Below are 12,864 nucleotides of genomic sequence, written 5' to 3'. Positions count from 1 at the left end.
AACTTTTTGATGTCGCAGCTGGGGGAGTCATGCGGTGCGCAATTACCCTCGATGCAGAAGGGGCCGGGAAGGACCCCAAAAGACCCCGGGGGGGGTGTCAGAGGCAGGCAGCGGCCGCGCGGCGCGCGGCGCGCGCCCGGCCGCTCTGGCGGCGGGCGGCTCTGCGGCCGAGGCGGGCATCGGACCGCGGGGCCGCCGTGTTCAGCGCTGCGGGCGTCAACGGTGCGGCATCAGCAGGGAATGGGTACGCATCGATCTCATCGAACAGCACGATGCTTGTGGATTGCCCGCGGAGCGCGCCACGCGTCCAGCCGAGGATTGCGACCTCGAAGCGATCGGCCGCGATATCGACGCCGGCGATAAGGTAGTTGGGATGAGCCATCAGTCTGGATCGCAGATCGGGCAGGCATCGCCTCGCGAATGCTCAACCCGGCAGCAGTATAGGCCGCGCTTAGCACCCTTGTTAGCGCGTATCGCTCGGAGGTCATCCTGACGGATCCGGCCGAGGACGTACTCTGCGGTCTGCAGCAAGCCAGTGCGTTCAGCCGCGCTAAGCCGCGCACGACCATCTGTCGCTGAGAGGCGCCCCGTTTCCCAATCGAAGTCGATCCTGAAACGGTCCGGGTGTACGAAAGTCGTGTCGTCGCGAGCGGCCTGCAAAGCCAGCCGAATATCGCCCGCGTAGATCTCGACGATCATGTCGTCGCTGAACGTCTTGAGCATATGCTCGAGCAAGCGGTCCGCCGACCCTTCGCTCGGCGCGAGCAGGATGATCCTGCGAATGCGATCGGTAAACGAGCGCGCTGGCGTGTGTCGCGCGCGCGTCCGACCAAATAGGCCGCTCAGTGCTTTTGGCATCTTCACCTCCGTGCAGTCGCTAGCGCCTGCCTCATCGCAGCGTCGAACTCGCGCGCCGCGTTCGATTTGAGGTATGAGGTCGCGCGACCGAAGAAATCGAACCGCTTCTTGACCGGCGTCGTATCCTCGAACTGGATCAGCAGTTTTGCGCCGCCCTGAGTGGTCGACACCCCGGCACTCTTACGGCGCAGGGCTTTCACCGCCGCCGGACCTTGCCAGACCCCACTGATAATGCGGCCACTCTTGGTCTGCAGTTTCCCGATGAAAACGTTCGGACGCCCTCGCAATGAAGCAAGCTTGCCTTTGGTCAGGTTGCCGTACTGATTGAGGCCGACAGACCTTGGCGCAAGCATACCCTTTTTTGAGCCAAGGAAACGTTCGCCGCCAATCACATATGGGGCGAGGTACGCGGCTTGACCCCCATGCGCGTTCGTCTTGTCCTTCGCCGCGACTGTCGCAATCGGGTTAGACTTCGTTGCCACTGCGATACGGAAGGCGTTCTCGGTGAAGGAAGCCGGCGTCGAGAACGTCTTATCCACCTCGGCACGTTCCTGAGTAGCGACGCCCTTGGCCAGCGCGTTGAGCGCCAAGGAAGTGGCGAACGGCACCTGTTTCGCGCCTAGCGCGATGAAAGCGCGCTGCAGCGGCTTCAGATCGGCTCGAATGTCGATCCTCAAGCTCGGTTCGAGTTCGATCGACCGAGCCCGGCCTGAACAGCGGCCGTCTGGCTGCCGGCTTGGCGCGTTATGACCCCAGCCATGAGCGGGCCCAGACTGCGCGGTATCCAGACCAGAACCCCGTTGACGGCGATCATGTGCCTAGCGGACACCCGAGCCGCGCACTGCGGCCCGCATATCCGAGGCGGCGCGCTCGACGTCGCCAATCAGCCGCTCGACGCGACCCATCGTCTTCGATCCGATCTCCATGGCTTCCGCTGCCTCAAGCGCGTCATTGGCGGCGCGACGCACGCGCTCGGCCGTGGTCAGGCGGGGCTGTGAGGCCATCCGGCATCTCCGACGATAAGCTGGTGAGGTTGCCGATATCCGTCGGACATCGTCAGAAGCGTGGCTTCTGCGTTTGGTAGCGAGGGCGGTAAGGTCGCGTGACCAGCCAGTCCAACTCGCGAAGACCGCTCTGGCGGCCGTGCGAGGCTCATGGAGCCTCGCGTGTGAGAACGCCTTCGATACCGTCGATTCGTAAAAGAAAGGTTCTTATCTTGAATTCGACGGGGCCGCCGAAGCTGACCATCGCGTATTGCCCGTCGCCGCCGCGCACCACGCCCTCCAGTCCGATGAAGCTGCCAGCGACGACGTTTACCTTCTGCCCAGTTGGAAAGACGTATCGGTGCGTTCTCTTCAGCCGCGCGCGCTTCCCGACTTCCTCGACGTCGCGCAGCTTATCAATTTCGCAATCGGCGATCAGCGGAATGCCACCAGCGTGGCGGAAGATGGAAAAGGGCGGATGCGGGCTCATCTGCAGCGCGCAGATCCGCATCAGCTCCGGGAGCAAAGCCGCTCGAGCGAACACGAAGGTCGGCAGGATCGGGGCGCAAATCTCGATCGTGGCTTTGCTGCGCGGCTTGCGCCGATTGTAGATCTGCTCCGGCGTCCAGACGGCGAGGCCCGCATCGGCAAGGGATTTAGCCAGGCCGAGCGTGCGGCCCGGGGATGTGCGCAGGATGCACCAATCGCTCGCGCGCATTCCGCGCGCCGTCGGTCCATCCATCACGGTCACGCTGTCGCGAGATCGATGGAGACAGGTTGCCACGCTGCGTCGGGCGCCGGACGGTCGTAGTAGCGAACATAGGTGCGCGAGCCGATGATGCGCATCGAATCTCGAATGGCCTTCATGGCACGCGTCCAGCGATCGTCTTGAATTTCGACGCGGAGCAACATGAACAGCTCGGCCCGATTGATCTGGCCATCTTTGTCGACCTGAAACACGCGATTGACGAGCGCGCGCAATTCCATCGCGCTGCCGACAGCCCACTCGGTTAGGCACTCGTCGATCAACGCCTTGGCGGGCTGCAGCTCGGGCCCGAACTCCAAGAGGTCCGCGACTTGAACCTGTACCTTCTGGCGGCCATCGAACGATGTCAGGGTGATGTTGCCCTTTTTGCCGCCGATGATCGCACCATAATCCTGCGCGATCAGCGCCTGCAGATCGCCGACGCTCTGGAAGGTCTGCGATTTGAGGTTCGCGACGACGGCCGAAACCTCGCGGGCGTTCGCTACGATCGCGCGCACCGTCTCGTCCATCAGCAGATCCGCCGCCTTCACCGATGCCAGTGGCACGAGATTGCCTTTGGCATCGCTGAGGTATGGCGTGCCGCCGACGTTGATCGCGCCCGGGTGTGAGGTCCCGCTCATGCCGGCGCACCCGACGTGCTGGCCGCGATCGCGATCATCGTCTTGAGGTTGGTCAATGCCCGGCGGGCATGCTGGCCAATTTCTACCTCGACTAGCAGCTCCGCCATCTGCTCGCGGGGCAGAGGGATAATGTCGCCCGGCATGGAGGCGAGCGCGGCTTTGGAGTGTGCGACGTTGATCATGGAGCCCCGACTTAATCGACGTCGGGTAGGTGCTCGAAAGGCGGGAATGTCGGAAGCTGCCCGTTCGGGAAGGGGGTCTGCAGTTCGGCGATGTGCCATCCGAGCTGGCGGAGCGCGTGCTCGAGCAAATTACGAGATCCGGCGACGTCACGGACGCGAAGGCTGCGAACCCCGCCTAGCCGCTTCTCAACGTCGCCCCGCTTGATCAGCTGCGCGACCAATTGCTTTGCGCGGGTTGGGCTTACCCCAAGTTTGGTGCTGATTTCTTCGAACGTCGGGCTCGTTCCGTTGCGCGCGATCCGTTCGATAATGAAGGCGAGCGCCTCATCACGGCGCGGCGCTAACGCAGCAGAACCATTTCCTTCCCCCATCGATGCATTTATCCCGCGCCCCTACTGCGGAACATAGTGAGACGGCGAGGCTGATGCTAGAGCGTGGATCATACGCTATCTTGTTCCAGCATCACTTGTTCAGATCGACCTTTGCTAGGAATATCTCATGGCAGCACCCGCGCGACCGCCGCACGATTATTGGCAGGAGGTCGTAGGCCCCGACGGGGTTCTCCACATACTGCCGCAATCCGTTATCGATATCGGGATGGCAGTTTGCGAAGGCCTTACTGATGATCCGAGTTATCATCCTTCGGCATGGGCAATGGCTCGTGCATATATTGCCATGGAGTTTGAGCTGCGGCCCGAACTCCATCGGCCCAAATTAAGAAGCTAGGCTCGTCGATCGGCACCGCCACAATCATTGCGGCGCTTATCACGTTTAGGTCGACCGACATCGCCCGCAGAATCTCCGCGCTGACTGGATATTGCTGACGACGGCTGTTCGGCAGACCAGGCTTCGTGGCGAAAGCAGCCTCACCAAAGGTGACCCCGCGGTGCAGGACGGCGTTTCGTGTTTGAGCGATTCGAGTCAGTTGAAGCAGCGCGCGACTTAGATCTGGATCAGCGTCGAGACCCTTTGCCGAGCGGAGTCGCTTGAGAATTTCGCCGCCAGACCCCGCAGTTACCTCACCAAATATGATCCCAGTTAGCTCATCAGGGACCTCAGCAACCACGGCGCATTGCAATCGCAGCAACGCCTCTATCTCCGCGAAACGGTTTGCAAATCGTCCAAGCTCGTAAAAATATTGATCTACGTCAGCCATCGACCCTCGCCCTAGATCAAGGCAATGATCTTAGGGCGAAGTTTTCCTGTATCAATCTGTAATTTGGCATTGCTCCAGCAAGGCCTTCTTGATTGCGGTCGTGGATGTCACAACGGCGTCCTGCATATTCGGCGGAAGAGCAAAAAAAGCGGCGAGTAGCAGCTGGGTTCGGCCATCTAGTGCGTCAGCGGACGGTCGCCCGGCAATAAGCAACAGAATATCAATGCCCCGCCGATCTAACTTCGCGAAGTACGAAGCGTTCGGTTCTGTCGCTCCAGCCTCGTAACGGTGCTGCGCGCCCAAACTTACGCCGCCGAGCTCTGCCCACTCGGCCTGAGTGAGCCCAGAGCGCCTGCGAAGCTCACGCACACGCTGCGCAAAATTCTCGGTTTCGGATGATATGTGTTGACTCATTTTGGTATTTGTAACATTACACCGACAGGTTTTACAGATCGGCACATGTTACATGTTGAACGCCGGAATCTCCACCGACGATATTGAGCGCGCGAAGCGATTGGCGGCTGTACGCGCTCAGTTTGAGGCGTCGGGGACTGTTGTAACTGAATGGGCACGCCAGCACGGCTTCACAGAGAACATGGTCCATCAGGTCCTCGCAGGACGCGGCAAGTGGAAGCGTGGCGAGACCCATCGCATCGCGGTTGCACTGGGCCTGAAAGTCGCGGTTGCGCCGCCCTCGGCGGTCGAAGGTACCGACCAAAGCCGCCCCGTGCCAGCGGTCGATGGCCTGGGTGCGCTGGAGCCAGCACGATGAGCGCCTCATCCGAAACCAACCCGCTTTTTGCTGAGCAACGATTGCGTGAATATCAGCTTCTTGCCGCAGCATGCGACGCCGGTGAGATCATGCGATCGGCTGCCGGTGAAAGAACGACCGCAGTCCAGTTTGCGCTGGGACAAGTCGCGCGAGCCCATGTCTGCCTGGCGAAAGCGCAAATCGCTATGCGGAAAACTCAATCGGGGTCTGTCGAACCATGACCCTAACGTTGTTCGCGATCTGCTCGACCAATTCAGCCGAGTACGGAATGTTTTGTCGCGCAGCGACCGCGGCGCCGTCGAGTTCTGCCAGCACCGTCGCAAGTTTGCCGTCGTCGAGCACACCCGCCCGATGCAAGCCCGTGATCGTCGCCTCAATTGCGAGTCGCAGACCGATTTCGACCGCGTCCATGGTTTTCGTACTTCGTGTGCAAGTGGAATTCCACACGATAGCCGGAAGGGGTCGGGCGTCCAGCCCGGCCCTGAAAGGCTCCACCCTTTTACACCTCGCTCGCCATTCGGGCGACGAGCGCCGGCGGCAGGGATCGCCCCACCCGCTGCCGGCGTCCACCCTTCAAGCCGGTGATGGCTCGTCCTCGCTTCTTGCCGGTTACGCATCACGTCGCCCCTGGGCCGATCGCCCGTTAGCCATCTCATCTATCGGCGTAGTGCCGGCTCGTCTGCCATCATCGGGCACGTGCTTTCAGTCACACCAAGGGGCAGGGGTATGACCAAAGAGCGTCGACCAGTTACGATCGAGAACACGCTGTTCAAGGTGCTGGGCAAGATCACGATCGAGCGCGCTGCCGAGCTGACCGATCGCGAGCCCGGCTATCTCCGCAGCCTGTCCGACCCTAACAGTCGCTACCGCATCTGCGTGGAAGACGCTGTGCTGCTCGATGTCGAGTATCGTGCCCAGGGCGGCCTGAACTTCCCCCTCTACGAGACGTATGGCCAGCTTCTCGAGGCAGCGAACGCTGAGCGATTTAGCGACGCTGCAGCGCTTCACCTGCAGGCGGTCGAGGTCATCCGCGAGGGAGGCCAAGCACACGCCGCACTGGTCACGGCATCGCTACCCGGCGCGACCGAGGCCGACAAGCGCGCTGCTGCGAAAGAGCTTGAAGAAGCGGCCGACGCGATCTCAGCCACATTGCCGATGCTGACCAGGTCGCTGACCGCGCCGCCCTAAGTGCAGCCGCCGCGCACTGCGCCGCATCTGACCAAATCCTGATCGATACCGCCTCGCTGACACCGGTCAGCGGGAGCGGTGAACTGCTGCCTGGAAACCCCCATGAGCAATCGCACCGCTCTCACCAGAGCCGTTACCGAACTCGACGCGATCGACACGAACTTACGCGCCGCGGAGCAGGTCGTGATGTCCCTTGAAGCCGCTGTCCGGGTGGTACGGGCGCGCGCTTATGTCGTCGGCGCGAAGCTCGAGCTTGCCGCAGCGCTGCGGACATCGGTCGATCCTATCCTAGATTTGACCTGTGGTGCCGTGTCGTGACGGCGCGGATCACACCAGGCGCATATCTCAAGATGCGGCGGCAGGCGCAGGGTTTTTCGATAGAGGACGTCGCTGCACGGATCGCGACTGAACTACACCTTTCGGAACGCATGCGGGTCCTGTGGATCAAGTCGATCGAAGGCGATGTCATGCCGGCGACCTTCCGAACGATCGTCGCGTTGCGCCAAATTTTTCGTTTCGACCTAACCGTTTTGGCGCAGCTCGAAGCGATCGGGCAGGGGGTGGACATACCGCACCCTCCGCTTTGTCGGATCTGCGCCTGCAGCGAGCGCGACCCTTGCTTCGACGCTGACGGATCGGGCTGCTGGTGGGTCCTTGATGACCTCCTCTGCAACGTCTGCGGTGACAAAATTGACGGTCCTAGCGCTGAGAGCGTGCCGGCATGAGCGCCGATCGTCCCACTGACCGCTGCAGCCGACGGGTTAGGTGCCCTTCGATCGCGATTACTCACCTGGAGGAGACAGCATGAAGCACGATGTCATCGTTCGCCCGGCGCGCCTGCATTCCGCGGATTGCGCGGGCCCATGCTGCTACCGCGGCGCCCCCTCTGATCAGAGTGGTCGCCTGGTGGGCGCGGCCGGCATGATGCTGTCCGGTATTTCGCTGGTTATTGCCATCGATCTTGTCTCTGGCGGCGCTGGGCTTCGCGCGCTGTTCGCCCTGTGAGCCATGATCGGATCTCTGCCGACACGGCGTGGCACCGGTTTACAGGAGCATTTGGCAACAGCGTGCCTGCTCATGGCCCGGGTAACGCGCCAACGGTTGGTACGGCCTGGCATCGCTGCGATTGCTGTGGGCGCGATTACCTGATCATCGCCGCGGTCGCGGCGGACGGTCGAGAGGTCAATGTCGCGCTGCCCGCTTTGGAAGCGGCCGAATTCGTGGAGCAGGCACTCGGTCTGGTCGCCGGCATGGGCCGCGGCTGCGCGAAGGAATCGATCCAGTGAGCGACATCGTCGCCGCGGACCAGCTTCGCCTCCTGATCGAGCGCATCGAACGCCTTGAGGAAGAGAAGAAGGGCATCGCCGACGACGTGAAGGACGTCTACGGCGAGGCGAAATCGACCGGCTTCGACGTGAAGACGATCCGCGCGATAGTCCGCCTTCGCAAGATGGAGAAGCATCACCGCGACGAAGCGGAGGCGCTCCTTGAAACCTACAAGCACGCCCTCGGCCTAGACTGATGGCGGACCGCACAAAAATCGAGTGGACCGACGCGACGGTGAACGCGGTCAACGGCTGCAGCGTTCTCTCGCCCGGCTGCAAGCTCTGTTACGCCATGAAGCAGGCGCATCGGTTCGACGCGCGGCGCGGCCTGACGCGAATGACCGCTGGCGGCATGGTTTGGACCGGGGAGGTTCGGCTAAACGAGAAGCAGTTGCTGCAGCCGCTTGCGTGGAAGCGCGCACGGCGCATCTTCTGGAACGCGCACGGTGACCTGTTCCATGACAGCGTGCCCGACGAGTGGATCGACAAGGTGTTTGCCGTCTGTGCGCTGACGCCGCAGCACTCACACCAGATCCTGACAAAGCGATCGGCGCGGATGCGCGCGTATATGTCGGCTCCAGACGTCGTGCGTCGCATTTGCACCGTCGCCGCACAGCTTAGATATGTAGGAGCGCCCAATCCTGAGCGCGGAATCAATGAGTTCCACCGGCACATGGCCGGGTCGGCCAAGTTGACAGCTTGGGCCGTTAAGGGCGGCATCGCCTCGGACATGTTTTTCCGCGAACAGCCCAACCGCTCCTATCCGACGTGGATCGACTGGCCCTTTCCGAATGTCTGGCTGGGCGTCTCGGTCGAGGATCAGCAGCGCGCCGACGAGCGCATTCCCGATCTGCTGGCGACGCCAGCTGCGGTGCGGTTCATCTCCGCCGAGCCTTTGCTCGGGCCGGTGCGCCTGACGAACATCGACTGCAGTGCGCGGGCTGATCAGCCCGATTTCTACTGGATCAACGCGCTGACCGGAGAGCATGACGACATGTGTCGTCCGTGCGCTCCGGTTCCCAGCCTCGACTGGGTAATCGTCGGCGGCGAGAGTGGCCCCGGCGCCCGCCCTATGCATCCCGATTGGGCCGAGCAGCTGCGCGACCAATGCCACAAGGCGGGTGTGCCGTTCCTCTTCAAGCAATGGGGCCACTGGGCACCGGTGAGCGCGATCGACGCGGAGCTTATCGAGGCCTGCTACTTTCCGGCGCCAGCGAATCGTCCCGATGCTTCCCGTCGCTGCAAGGTCGACCAGTGCGTCCTCCATCGCGACGGCAAGCGCTTCGATGGCTGCGAAATGTACGAGTGGGGTGCCTTTCTCCAAGGTACGTACGCCATGACCATGATGGCGGTCGGCAAAGGTAGAGCTGGGCGCCTTCTCGGCGGCGTCACCCACGACGGGATGCCGGCATGACGTGCGACGTCGTTGCCATGCCAAACGATCTGCGCGCGATCGTCTGCTCGTCCAGGAAGCGCGAGCGCTGTGCCTGCGGTCGTGCGGCAACCCTGCTGTGCGACTGGAAGGTCCCAGCCAAAAAACGCGGGACCTGCGATGCGCCGCTTTGCAGCCGCTGCACCTATCCGGCGGCGGCAGAGAAAGACCTGTGCCCGACGCATCGCGAGGCGTTTGATCGCTGGCGCGCCGCCCGCGCGGCAGCCCGCGGCGAGACCCGGCCATGATCCGGCTGAGCGACCTTAGTCGCGCCGTCTACGCGAATGAGCTGCGAAAGCTCGATGTTCGCCTACCTCTGCGCCTCTGCGACGAAGAAATCGGGTCGGTCATCGATGACGAGGGCCTCGAGATCTTCGTCGTCGACGGCCACTACGAGCGCAGCGACGACGACGTGTCGGCGATCGCCGCCTTGATCGTCGAGGCGATTAACGCTCGCGGGGGCACGCCGGCATGAAACGGTCTGCATTTGCCACCCGGGTAACCTCGACCAGCCGCGACGTAATCGCCGGCTGCTTCGTGTGCCACGGTATGGATGCACACTGGCACGGCGGCTCCGCCCAAGGCACCGCCGCGCGCCACCACGATGCGACAGGACACGCGACCTGGTGCGATGTTGCGATGTCAGTTCGGTACGGGATTGAGGCGCACGACCCGCGCCAGATCGACATCGAGGACGCGATCACCAGCACATTTAGCGGGCCGGCATCGCTGCCAGCCCGCCACTCGAATTCCGAAGCGCCAGCAGTTCCCGCTGCCGGTGTGAGCAACCTAAGCCGCCCCGTTCGGAAAGAGGCTCGCGGCACCAAGACACTGGCACCGGAGACACCCGCCCCATGAACGACATGACCGCTTTTGCAAAGACACGCGCGAAACGCGCAGCCAAGATCACTAAGGTCGAAATCGTGCCATCCGAGGCAATCGCCACGCCGATCGCCGCGACGATCGTTCCATCGGCACCGCAGCCCATTGCGCTTGGCCGTTTGCGCCGCGCACCCGAAAATGTCCGGCACAAGCGCATGGACGAGGACGTTCAGGCGCTCGCCGATGACATTGCAGCGCATGGACTGCTTACCTCGCTCATCGGCTATTTGAGCGAGTGGCCGGAAGATCAGGCAAAGGTCTACATCGTCGGCGGCGGCCGGCGCCTGCAGGCCATGCAGGAGCTCGCTACGCGCGGCGCGATCGGCGACGAGTTCCCAGTCCCAGTTCTGATCCGTGACCAGGAAGACGCGATCGAACTGTCGCTGTCCGAGAACCTCGGCCACCGTACGATGTCACCCGTCGACGAATGCTTCGGCTTTAAGGCGCTGATGGATCGGGGCAACACGTCGCCGACCGAGCTCGCGAAGCGCTTCGGCTATAGCGAACGCGTCGTGCGGCAGCGGCTTCGGCTCGCCGAACTGGCACCGGTGATCATCGATGCGCTGGCCGAGCGCTCGATCACGCTCGACGCAGCGATGGCCTATGCGACGACGCAAGATGCGACCGCGCAGGCAGAGGTCTTTAAGCGGCAGTCGAAAACGCCATACCGCCCGCATGATCCGGAGCGGATCCGGTGGGATCTGCGCGCCAAGACTATCAAGACTTCTCACCCGCTCTATCTCTTCGTCGGCGCCGCGGCATATGAGCGCCGCGGCGGCCGCTACGAGGACGACCTATTCGCTGAGCAGGGCACAGAGCGGACGTTGGTCGATACCGCGGCGCTCGAGACGCTCGCGCACGAGCAAATTGACTTCCAGATGATCCGACGCCTGCCCGAGATGGCGGCGGAGTTTGAGTGTGAGACGGTCGCCGGCTTCGTCAAGCTGCAGGATCTGGTCTACCCGCCCTACGGGCTCGATCCAAAAGCACCGACCGGCCTCGCCTGGGTCGCGCATCAGTACGACCCAGGCGCGGCCGCGCGCATGTGGAAGACCGCGCGCAACAACCGTATCCCAGTCCATGTGCTCGTCGGCATCGATACGAAGGGCGAGCTGGCGCCGTACGCCAAGGGCTTCTTCGTCCCGAAGGAACACAAAGAGGCGGTACAGCCGACAGTTCAACCGCCGGCACCGGCCGCAGCAATGTCGCCCGAGGATTACGCGGCCGCGCGCCGGGAGCAGGAAATCAGGCTGCTTGCCTTCCGCAAGGCGGCAGGGCCGTTCGTCGGTACGCATCTTGAGGGGCGAGCTTTCTGGCCCCGCGCGGGCTGGAACATCAATCCGCTCGAGAAGCCAATCGCTAGCGTTCCCGGGTTACCCGAAGGCGGGAAGCTCGTCGCGCTGCAGATCTACGTCACCGAGGCGCAGATGGATGCGCATCTAGAGGAAGCGGCCGACGAACATGCGGCAGCGGAGCTGGCGCGCTCGGATGCGGCGATCGCGGCGGAAGCCGCCGCCGCCGAGAACGCGGCAGCGCTTGAGGCGCGCGCCACAACGCTGGAGGCTATGGAGCCGCCGGCGGTCGTCGTGATCGACGGCGAGCCTTGGGCGCGAGACGATGCGGGCGCCTATTCGGTGATCGGCGAGGAAAGCGAAAGCTACGTCGAGACCTGGCTTGGCCTGCTCGCAAACTTCGACACGGCCGATGTCGACGCGACCTATGCGACGCGTGAAGAATTCGACGCGGCGATCGGCGCGGCGGTAGCCGCGAACGGTGACGCTGTATGACCCAAGCGTATCCTCTCCAGTGGCCAACCGGCTGGCCGCGCGCGCAGGCGCGCGCCTCTGCCCCATTCAAGCAGCGCGGCAGCGATGGCTGGATGAAGTCTGCGACGATTGCGACCGCGCGAGAGCGTTTACAGCGCGAGCTAGATCTGCTGCGGGTGTCGCTCGTCACGCTATCGACCAACGTCGAGTTGCGACTTGATGGCCAGCCGCGAAGTGACCGTGGCGATCCGAGTGACCCGGGCGTCGCTGTCTATTTTACCCTCAAAGGCAAGCAGACGGTGCTGGCGTGCGATCGCTGGACCCGCGTCGCGGACAACATCGTCGCGCTCGCGAAGCACATTGAGGCGCTCCGGGGTATGGACCGGTGGGGGGTGGGGACCGCTGAGCAAGCGTTCGCCGGATATCAGGCGCTTCCCGCGCCGATCGCTCAGCGTCACTGGACCGCCGTCCTGGCGCTGCACACCGATGCATCGATCGAGGAGATCAATGCCGAGTACCGTCACCGGGCGAAAGCCGCGGTCGGCGATGATCGTAAGCTGCTCGACCTGAACCTCGCGCGCGACGCCGCGATCGCTGCACGGACGCTGTCATGAGCGGGCTGAACGCCAGCGACTCGCGGGTCCTTACCCAACGCGAATTCGACGATCTGCCCGAATATAGCCTGTCGCTTCCAACCGGAACGACACCCGGGAAGGCGTGGAAGCGGCGCATACCGTGGAACGCGCCGAAGGATCGCGCTGAATGGCTGCGAGGCACCTACGGCAAGCCGTATCCAGAGGGTCACGAGCACTTCGGGTCGATCCCGATCGGCTGGTGCAGGATCCAAATCCTCGGTCGACCTGCATTTTTCCCGACTGATGTTCGCGTACCGGCGCCGGCGATGCGGGGCAGAATTGAGCAGGTGCCGCTTTGA

The 12,864-nt window shown here is 63.1% G+C and carries 24 protein-coding genes; 13 read left to right on the top strand and 11 right to left on the bottom strand.

What is annotated here, in order from left to right:
* Nucleotides 1–97 precede the first annotated feature (97 nt).
* The 10 genes from ACVWYO_RS00265 to ACVWYO_RS00220 all read right to left on the bottom strand — a co-directional run bounded on the left by ACVWYO_RS00265 (nucleotide 98) and on the right by ACVWYO_RS00220 (nucleotide 4,979).
* A complete protein-coding gene (locus ACVWYO_RS00265) occupies nucleotides 98–382 on the bottom strand; it encodes a hypothetical protein (protein ID WP_457348137.1) in 285 nt (94 codons plus the stop codon).
* On the bottom strand, nucleotides 382–858 hold the full coding sequence (locus ACVWYO_RS00260; RefSeq protein WP_457348136.1) for a hypothetical protein: 477 nt from the start codon (nucleotides 856–858) through the stop codon (nucleotides 382–384). The genes ACVWYO_RS00265 and ACVWYO_RS00260 overlap by 1 nt, the downstream gene beginning before the upstream one ends.
* Nucleotides 859–860: 2 nt before the next feature.
* Nucleotides 861–1,535, bottom strand: coding sequence for a hypothetical protein (locus tag ACVWYO_RS00255; protein WP_457348135.1), 675 nt, complete (start codon nucleotides 1,533–1,535; stop codon nucleotides 861–863).
* A 141-nt stretch (nucleotides 1,536–1,676) separates the two neighbouring features.
* A complete protein-coding gene (locus ACVWYO_RS00250; protein WP_457348133.1) occupies nucleotides 1,677–1,862 on the bottom strand; it encodes a hypothetical protein in 186 nt (61 codons plus the stop codon).
* A gap of 148 nt (nucleotides 1,863–2,010) precedes the next feature.
* Entirely contained in the window at nucleotides 2,011–2,592 is a 582-nt protein-coding gene (gene nusG / locus ACVWYO_RS00245; RefSeq protein WP_457348131.1) for a transcription termination/antitermination protein NusG, read from the bottom strand.
* Nucleotides 2,589–3,227 (bottom strand): DUF3164 family protein, encoded by a 639-nt coding sequence (locus tag ACVWYO_RS00240; RefSeq protein ID WP_457348129.1) that lies wholly within the window; start codon nucleotides 3,225–3,227, stop codon nucleotides 2,589–2,591. The genes nusG and ACVWYO_RS00240 overlap by 4 nt, the downstream gene beginning before the upstream one ends.
* The gene (locus tag ACVWYO_RS00235) at nucleotides 3,224–3,409 is read right to left on the bottom strand and encodes a hypothetical protein (RefSeq protein ID WP_457348128.1); all 186 of its coding nucleotides are present in this window, start codon (nucleotides 3,407–3,409) and stop codon (nucleotides 3,224–3,226) included. Before ACVWYO_RS00235 ends, ACVWYO_RS00240 begins: the two co-directional genes overlap by 4 nt.
* Before the next feature lie 11 nt (nucleotides 3,410–3,420).
* Nucleotides 3,421–3,780, bottom strand: coding sequence for a LexA family protein (locus ACVWYO_RS00230; protein WP_457348127.1), 360 nt, complete (start codon nucleotides 3,778–3,780; stop codon nucleotides 3,421–3,423).
* A gap of 245 nt (nucleotides 3,781–4,025) precedes the next feature.
* Nucleotides 4,026–4,565, bottom strand: a complete 540-nt coding sequence (locus ACVWYO_RS00225) for a hypothetical protein (protein WP_457348126.1) — start codon at nucleotides 4,563–4,565, stop codon at nucleotides 4,026–4,028.
* A 51-nt stretch (nucleotides 4,566–4,616) separates the two neighbouring features.
* On the bottom strand, nucleotides 4,617–4,979 hold the full coding sequence (locus tag ACVWYO_RS00220; protein ID WP_457348125.1) for a helix-turn-helix domain-containing protein: 363 nt from the start codon (nucleotides 4,977–4,979) through the stop codon (nucleotides 4,617–4,619).
* Between the two features lie 52 nt (nucleotides 4,980–5,031).
* On the opposite strand from ACVWYO_RS00220, the gene ACVWYO_RS00215 reads away from it, so the two are divergent.
* Nucleotides 5,032–5,337, top strand: a complete 306-nt coding sequence (locus ACVWYO_RS00215) for a hypothetical protein (protein ID WP_457348124.1) — start codon at nucleotides 5,032–5,034, stop codon at nucleotides 5,335–5,337.
* 183 nt (nucleotides 5,338–5,520) lie between these two features.
* On the opposite strand, the gene ACVWYO_RS00210 is transcribed toward ACVWYO_RS00215, so the two are convergent.
* Nucleotides 5,521–5,748: a hypothetical protein gene (locus ACVWYO_RS00210; protein WP_457348123.1), complete on the bottom strand. Its 228-nt coding sequence runs from the start codon at nucleotides 5,746–5,748 to the stop codon at nucleotides 5,521–5,523.
* 315 nt (nucleotides 5,749–6,063) lie between these two features.
* On the opposite strand from ACVWYO_RS00210, the gene ACVWYO_RS00205 reads away from it, so the two are divergent.
* The 12 genes from ACVWYO_RS00205 to ACVWYO_RS00150 all read left to right on the top strand — a co-directional run bounded on the left by ACVWYO_RS00205 (nucleotide 6,064) and on the right by ACVWYO_RS00150 (nucleotide 12,864).
* Nucleotides 6,064–6,525, top strand: coding sequence for a hypothetical protein (locus ACVWYO_RS00205; RefSeq protein WP_457348121.1), 462 nt, complete (start codon nucleotides 6,064–6,066; stop codon nucleotides 6,523–6,525).
* Between the two features lie 102 nt (nucleotides 6,526–6,627).
* Entirely contained in the window at nucleotides 6,628–6,843 is a 216-nt protein-coding gene (locus tag ACVWYO_RS00200; RefSeq protein WP_457348120.1) for a hypothetical protein, read from the top strand.
* The gene (locus tag ACVWYO_RS00195) at nucleotides 6,840–7,250 is read left to right on the top strand and encodes a helix-turn-helix domain-containing protein (RefSeq protein ID WP_457348118.1); all 411 of its coding nucleotides are present in this window, start codon (nucleotides 6,840–6,842) and stop codon (nucleotides 7,248–7,250) included. Before ACVWYO_RS00200 ends, ACVWYO_RS00195 begins: the two co-directional genes overlap by 4 nt.
* Nucleotides 7,251–7,329: 79 nt before the next feature.
* Nucleotides 7,330–7,530 (top strand): hypothetical protein, encoded by a 201-nt coding sequence (locus ACVWYO_RS00190; RefSeq protein ID WP_457348116.1) that lies wholly within the window; start codon nucleotides 7,330–7,332, stop codon nucleotides 7,528–7,530.
* Nucleotides 7,531–7,592: 62 nt separating this feature from the next.
* On the top strand, nucleotides 7,593–7,811 hold the full coding sequence (locus ACVWYO_RS00185; RefSeq protein ID WP_457348115.1) for a hypothetical protein: 219 nt from the start codon (nucleotides 7,593–7,595) through the stop codon (nucleotides 7,809–7,811).
* Nucleotides 7,808–8,047: a DUF2312 domain-containing protein gene (locus ACVWYO_RS00180; protein ID WP_457348113.1), complete on the top strand. Its 240-nt coding sequence runs from the start codon at nucleotides 7,808–7,810 to the stop codon at nucleotides 8,045–8,047. Before ACVWYO_RS00185 ends, ACVWYO_RS00180 begins: the two co-directional genes overlap by 4 nt.
* Complete coding sequence (locus ACVWYO_RS00175) at nucleotides 8,047–9,264, top strand: phage Gp37/Gp68 family protein (RefSeq protein ID WP_457348112.1); 1,218 nt, start codon at nucleotides 8,047–8,049, stop codon at nucleotides 9,262–9,264. Before ACVWYO_RS00180 ends, ACVWYO_RS00175 begins: the two co-directional genes overlap by 1 nt.
* Nucleotides 9,261–9,530 carry a hypothetical protein gene (locus ACVWYO_RS00170; RefSeq protein ID WP_457348110.1) on the top strand — a complete coding sequence of 90 codons (270 nt, stop codon included), beginning with the start codon at nucleotides 9,261–9,263 and terminating at the stop codon, nucleotides 9,528–9,530. The genes ACVWYO_RS00175 and ACVWYO_RS00170 overlap by 4 nt, the downstream gene beginning before the upstream one ends.
* A complete protein-coding gene (locus ACVWYO_RS00165; protein ID WP_457348108.1) occupies nucleotides 9,527–9,757 on the top strand; it encodes a hypothetical protein in 231 nt (76 codons plus the stop codon). Before ACVWYO_RS00170 ends, ACVWYO_RS00165 begins: the two co-directional genes overlap by 4 nt.
* Before the next feature lie 379 nt (nucleotides 9,758–10,136).
* Nucleotides 10,137–11,951 (top strand): ParB/RepB/Spo0J family partition protein, encoded by a 1,815-nt coding sequence (locus ACVWYO_RS00160; protein ID WP_457348105.1) that lies wholly within the window; start codon nucleotides 10,137–10,139, stop codon nucleotides 11,949–11,951.
* The gene (locus tag ACVWYO_RS00155; protein ID WP_457348104.1) at nucleotides 11,948–12,544 is read left to right on the top strand and encodes a J domain-containing protein; all 597 of its coding nucleotides are present in this window, start codon (nucleotides 11,948–11,950) and stop codon (nucleotides 12,542–12,544) included. The genes ACVWYO_RS00160 and ACVWYO_RS00155 overlap by 4 nt, the downstream gene beginning before the upstream one ends.
* The gene (locus ACVWYO_RS00150) at nucleotides 12,541–12,864 is read left to right on the top strand and encodes a hypothetical protein (protein WP_457348102.1); all 324 of its coding nucleotides are present in this window, start codon (nucleotides 12,541–12,543) and stop codon (nucleotides 12,862–12,864) included. The genes ACVWYO_RS00155 and ACVWYO_RS00150 overlap by 4 nt, the downstream gene beginning before the upstream one ends.

The organism is Sphingomonas sp. UYP23 (genome assembly GCF_054059235.1).
The sequence above is the reverse complement of the archived record's forward strand: the minus strand, read 5'-3'. Positions and strand labels throughout refer to the sequence as shown.

What these genes read in the sequence shown, in the direction of transcription:
- ACVWYO_RS00265 (WP_457348137.1), bottom strand. Translation starts at nt 382, where the DNA reads ATGGCTCATCCCAACTACCTTATCGCCGGCGTCGATATCGCGGCCGAT.
- ACVWYO_RS00260 (WP_457348136.1), bottom strand. Translation starts at nt 858, where the DNA reads ATGCCAAAAGCACTGAGCGGCCTATTTGGTCGGACGCGCGCGCGACAC.
- ACVWYO_RS00250 (WP_457348133.1), bottom strand. Translation starts at nt 1,862, where the DNA reads ATGGCCTCACAGCCCCGCCTGACCACGGCCGAGCGCGTGCGTCGCGCC.
- ACVWYO_RS00240 (WP_457348129.1), bottom strand. Translation starts at nt 3,227, where the DNA reads ATGAGCGGGACCTCACACCCGGGCGCGATCAACGTCGGCGGCACGCCA.
- ACVWYO_RS00235 (WP_457348128.1), bottom strand. Translation starts at nt 3,409, where the DNA reads ATGATCAACGTCGCACACTCCAAAGCCGCGCTCGCCTCCATGCCGGGC.
- ACVWYO_RS00230 (WP_457348127.1), bottom strand. Translation starts at nt 3,780, where the DNA reads ATGGGGGAAGGAAATGGTTCTGCTGCGTTAGCGCCGCGCCGTGATGAG.
- ACVWYO_RS00225 (WP_457348126.1), bottom strand. Translation starts at nt 4,565, where the DNA reads ATGGCTGACGTAGATCAATATTTTTACGAGCTTGGACGATTTGCAAAC.
- ACVWYO_RS00220 (WP_457348125.1), bottom strand. Translation starts at nt 4,979, where the DNA reads ATGAGTCAACACATATCATCCGAAACCGAGAATTTTGCGCAGCGTGTG.
- ACVWYO_RS00215 (WP_457348124.1), top strand. Translation starts at nt 5,032, where the DNA reads ATGTTGAACGCCGGAATCTCCACCGACGATATTGAGCGCGCGAAGCGA.
- ACVWYO_RS00210 (WP_457348123.1), bottom strand. Translation starts at nt 5,748, where the DNA reads ATGGACGCGGTCGAAATCGGTCTGCGACTCGCAATTGAGGCGACGATC.
- ACVWYO_RS00205 (WP_457348121.1), top strand. Translation starts at nt 6,064, where the DNA reads ATGACCAAAGAGCGTCGACCAGTTACGATCGAGAACACGCTGTTCAAG.
- ACVWYO_RS00200 (WP_457348120.1), top strand. Translation starts at nt 6,628, where the DNA reads ATGAGCAATCGCACCGCTCTCACCAGAGCCGTTACCGAACTCGACGCG.
- ACVWYO_RS00190 (WP_457348116.1), top strand. Translation starts at nt 7,330, where the DNA reads ATGAAGCACGATGTCATCGTTCGCCCGGCGCGCCTGCATTCCGCGGAT.
- ACVWYO_RS00175 (WP_457348112.1), top strand. Translation starts at nt 8,047, where the DNA reads ATGGCGGACCGCACAAAAATCGAGTGGACCGACGCGACGGTGAACGCG.
- ACVWYO_RS00170 (WP_457348110.1), top strand. Translation starts at nt 9,261, where the DNA reads ATGACGTGCGACGTCGTTGCCATGCCAAACGATCTGCGCGCGATCGTC.
- ACVWYO_RS00165 (WP_457348108.1), top strand. Translation starts at nt 9,527, where the DNA reads ATGATCCGGCTGAGCGACCTTAGTCGCGCCGTCTACGCGAATGAGCTG.
- ACVWYO_RS00160 (WP_457348105.1), top strand. Translation starts at nt 10,137, where the DNA reads ATGAACGACATGACCGCTTTTGCAAAGACACGCGCGAAACGCGCAGCC.
- ACVWYO_RS00155 (WP_457348104.1), top strand. Translation starts at nt 11,948, where the DNA reads ATGACCCAAGCGTATCCTCTCCAGTGGCCAACCGGCTGGCCGCGCGCG.
- ACVWYO_RS00150 (WP_457348102.1), top strand. Translation starts at nt 12,541, where the DNA reads ATGAGCGGGCTGAACGCCAGCGACTCGCGGGTCCTTACCCAACGCGAA.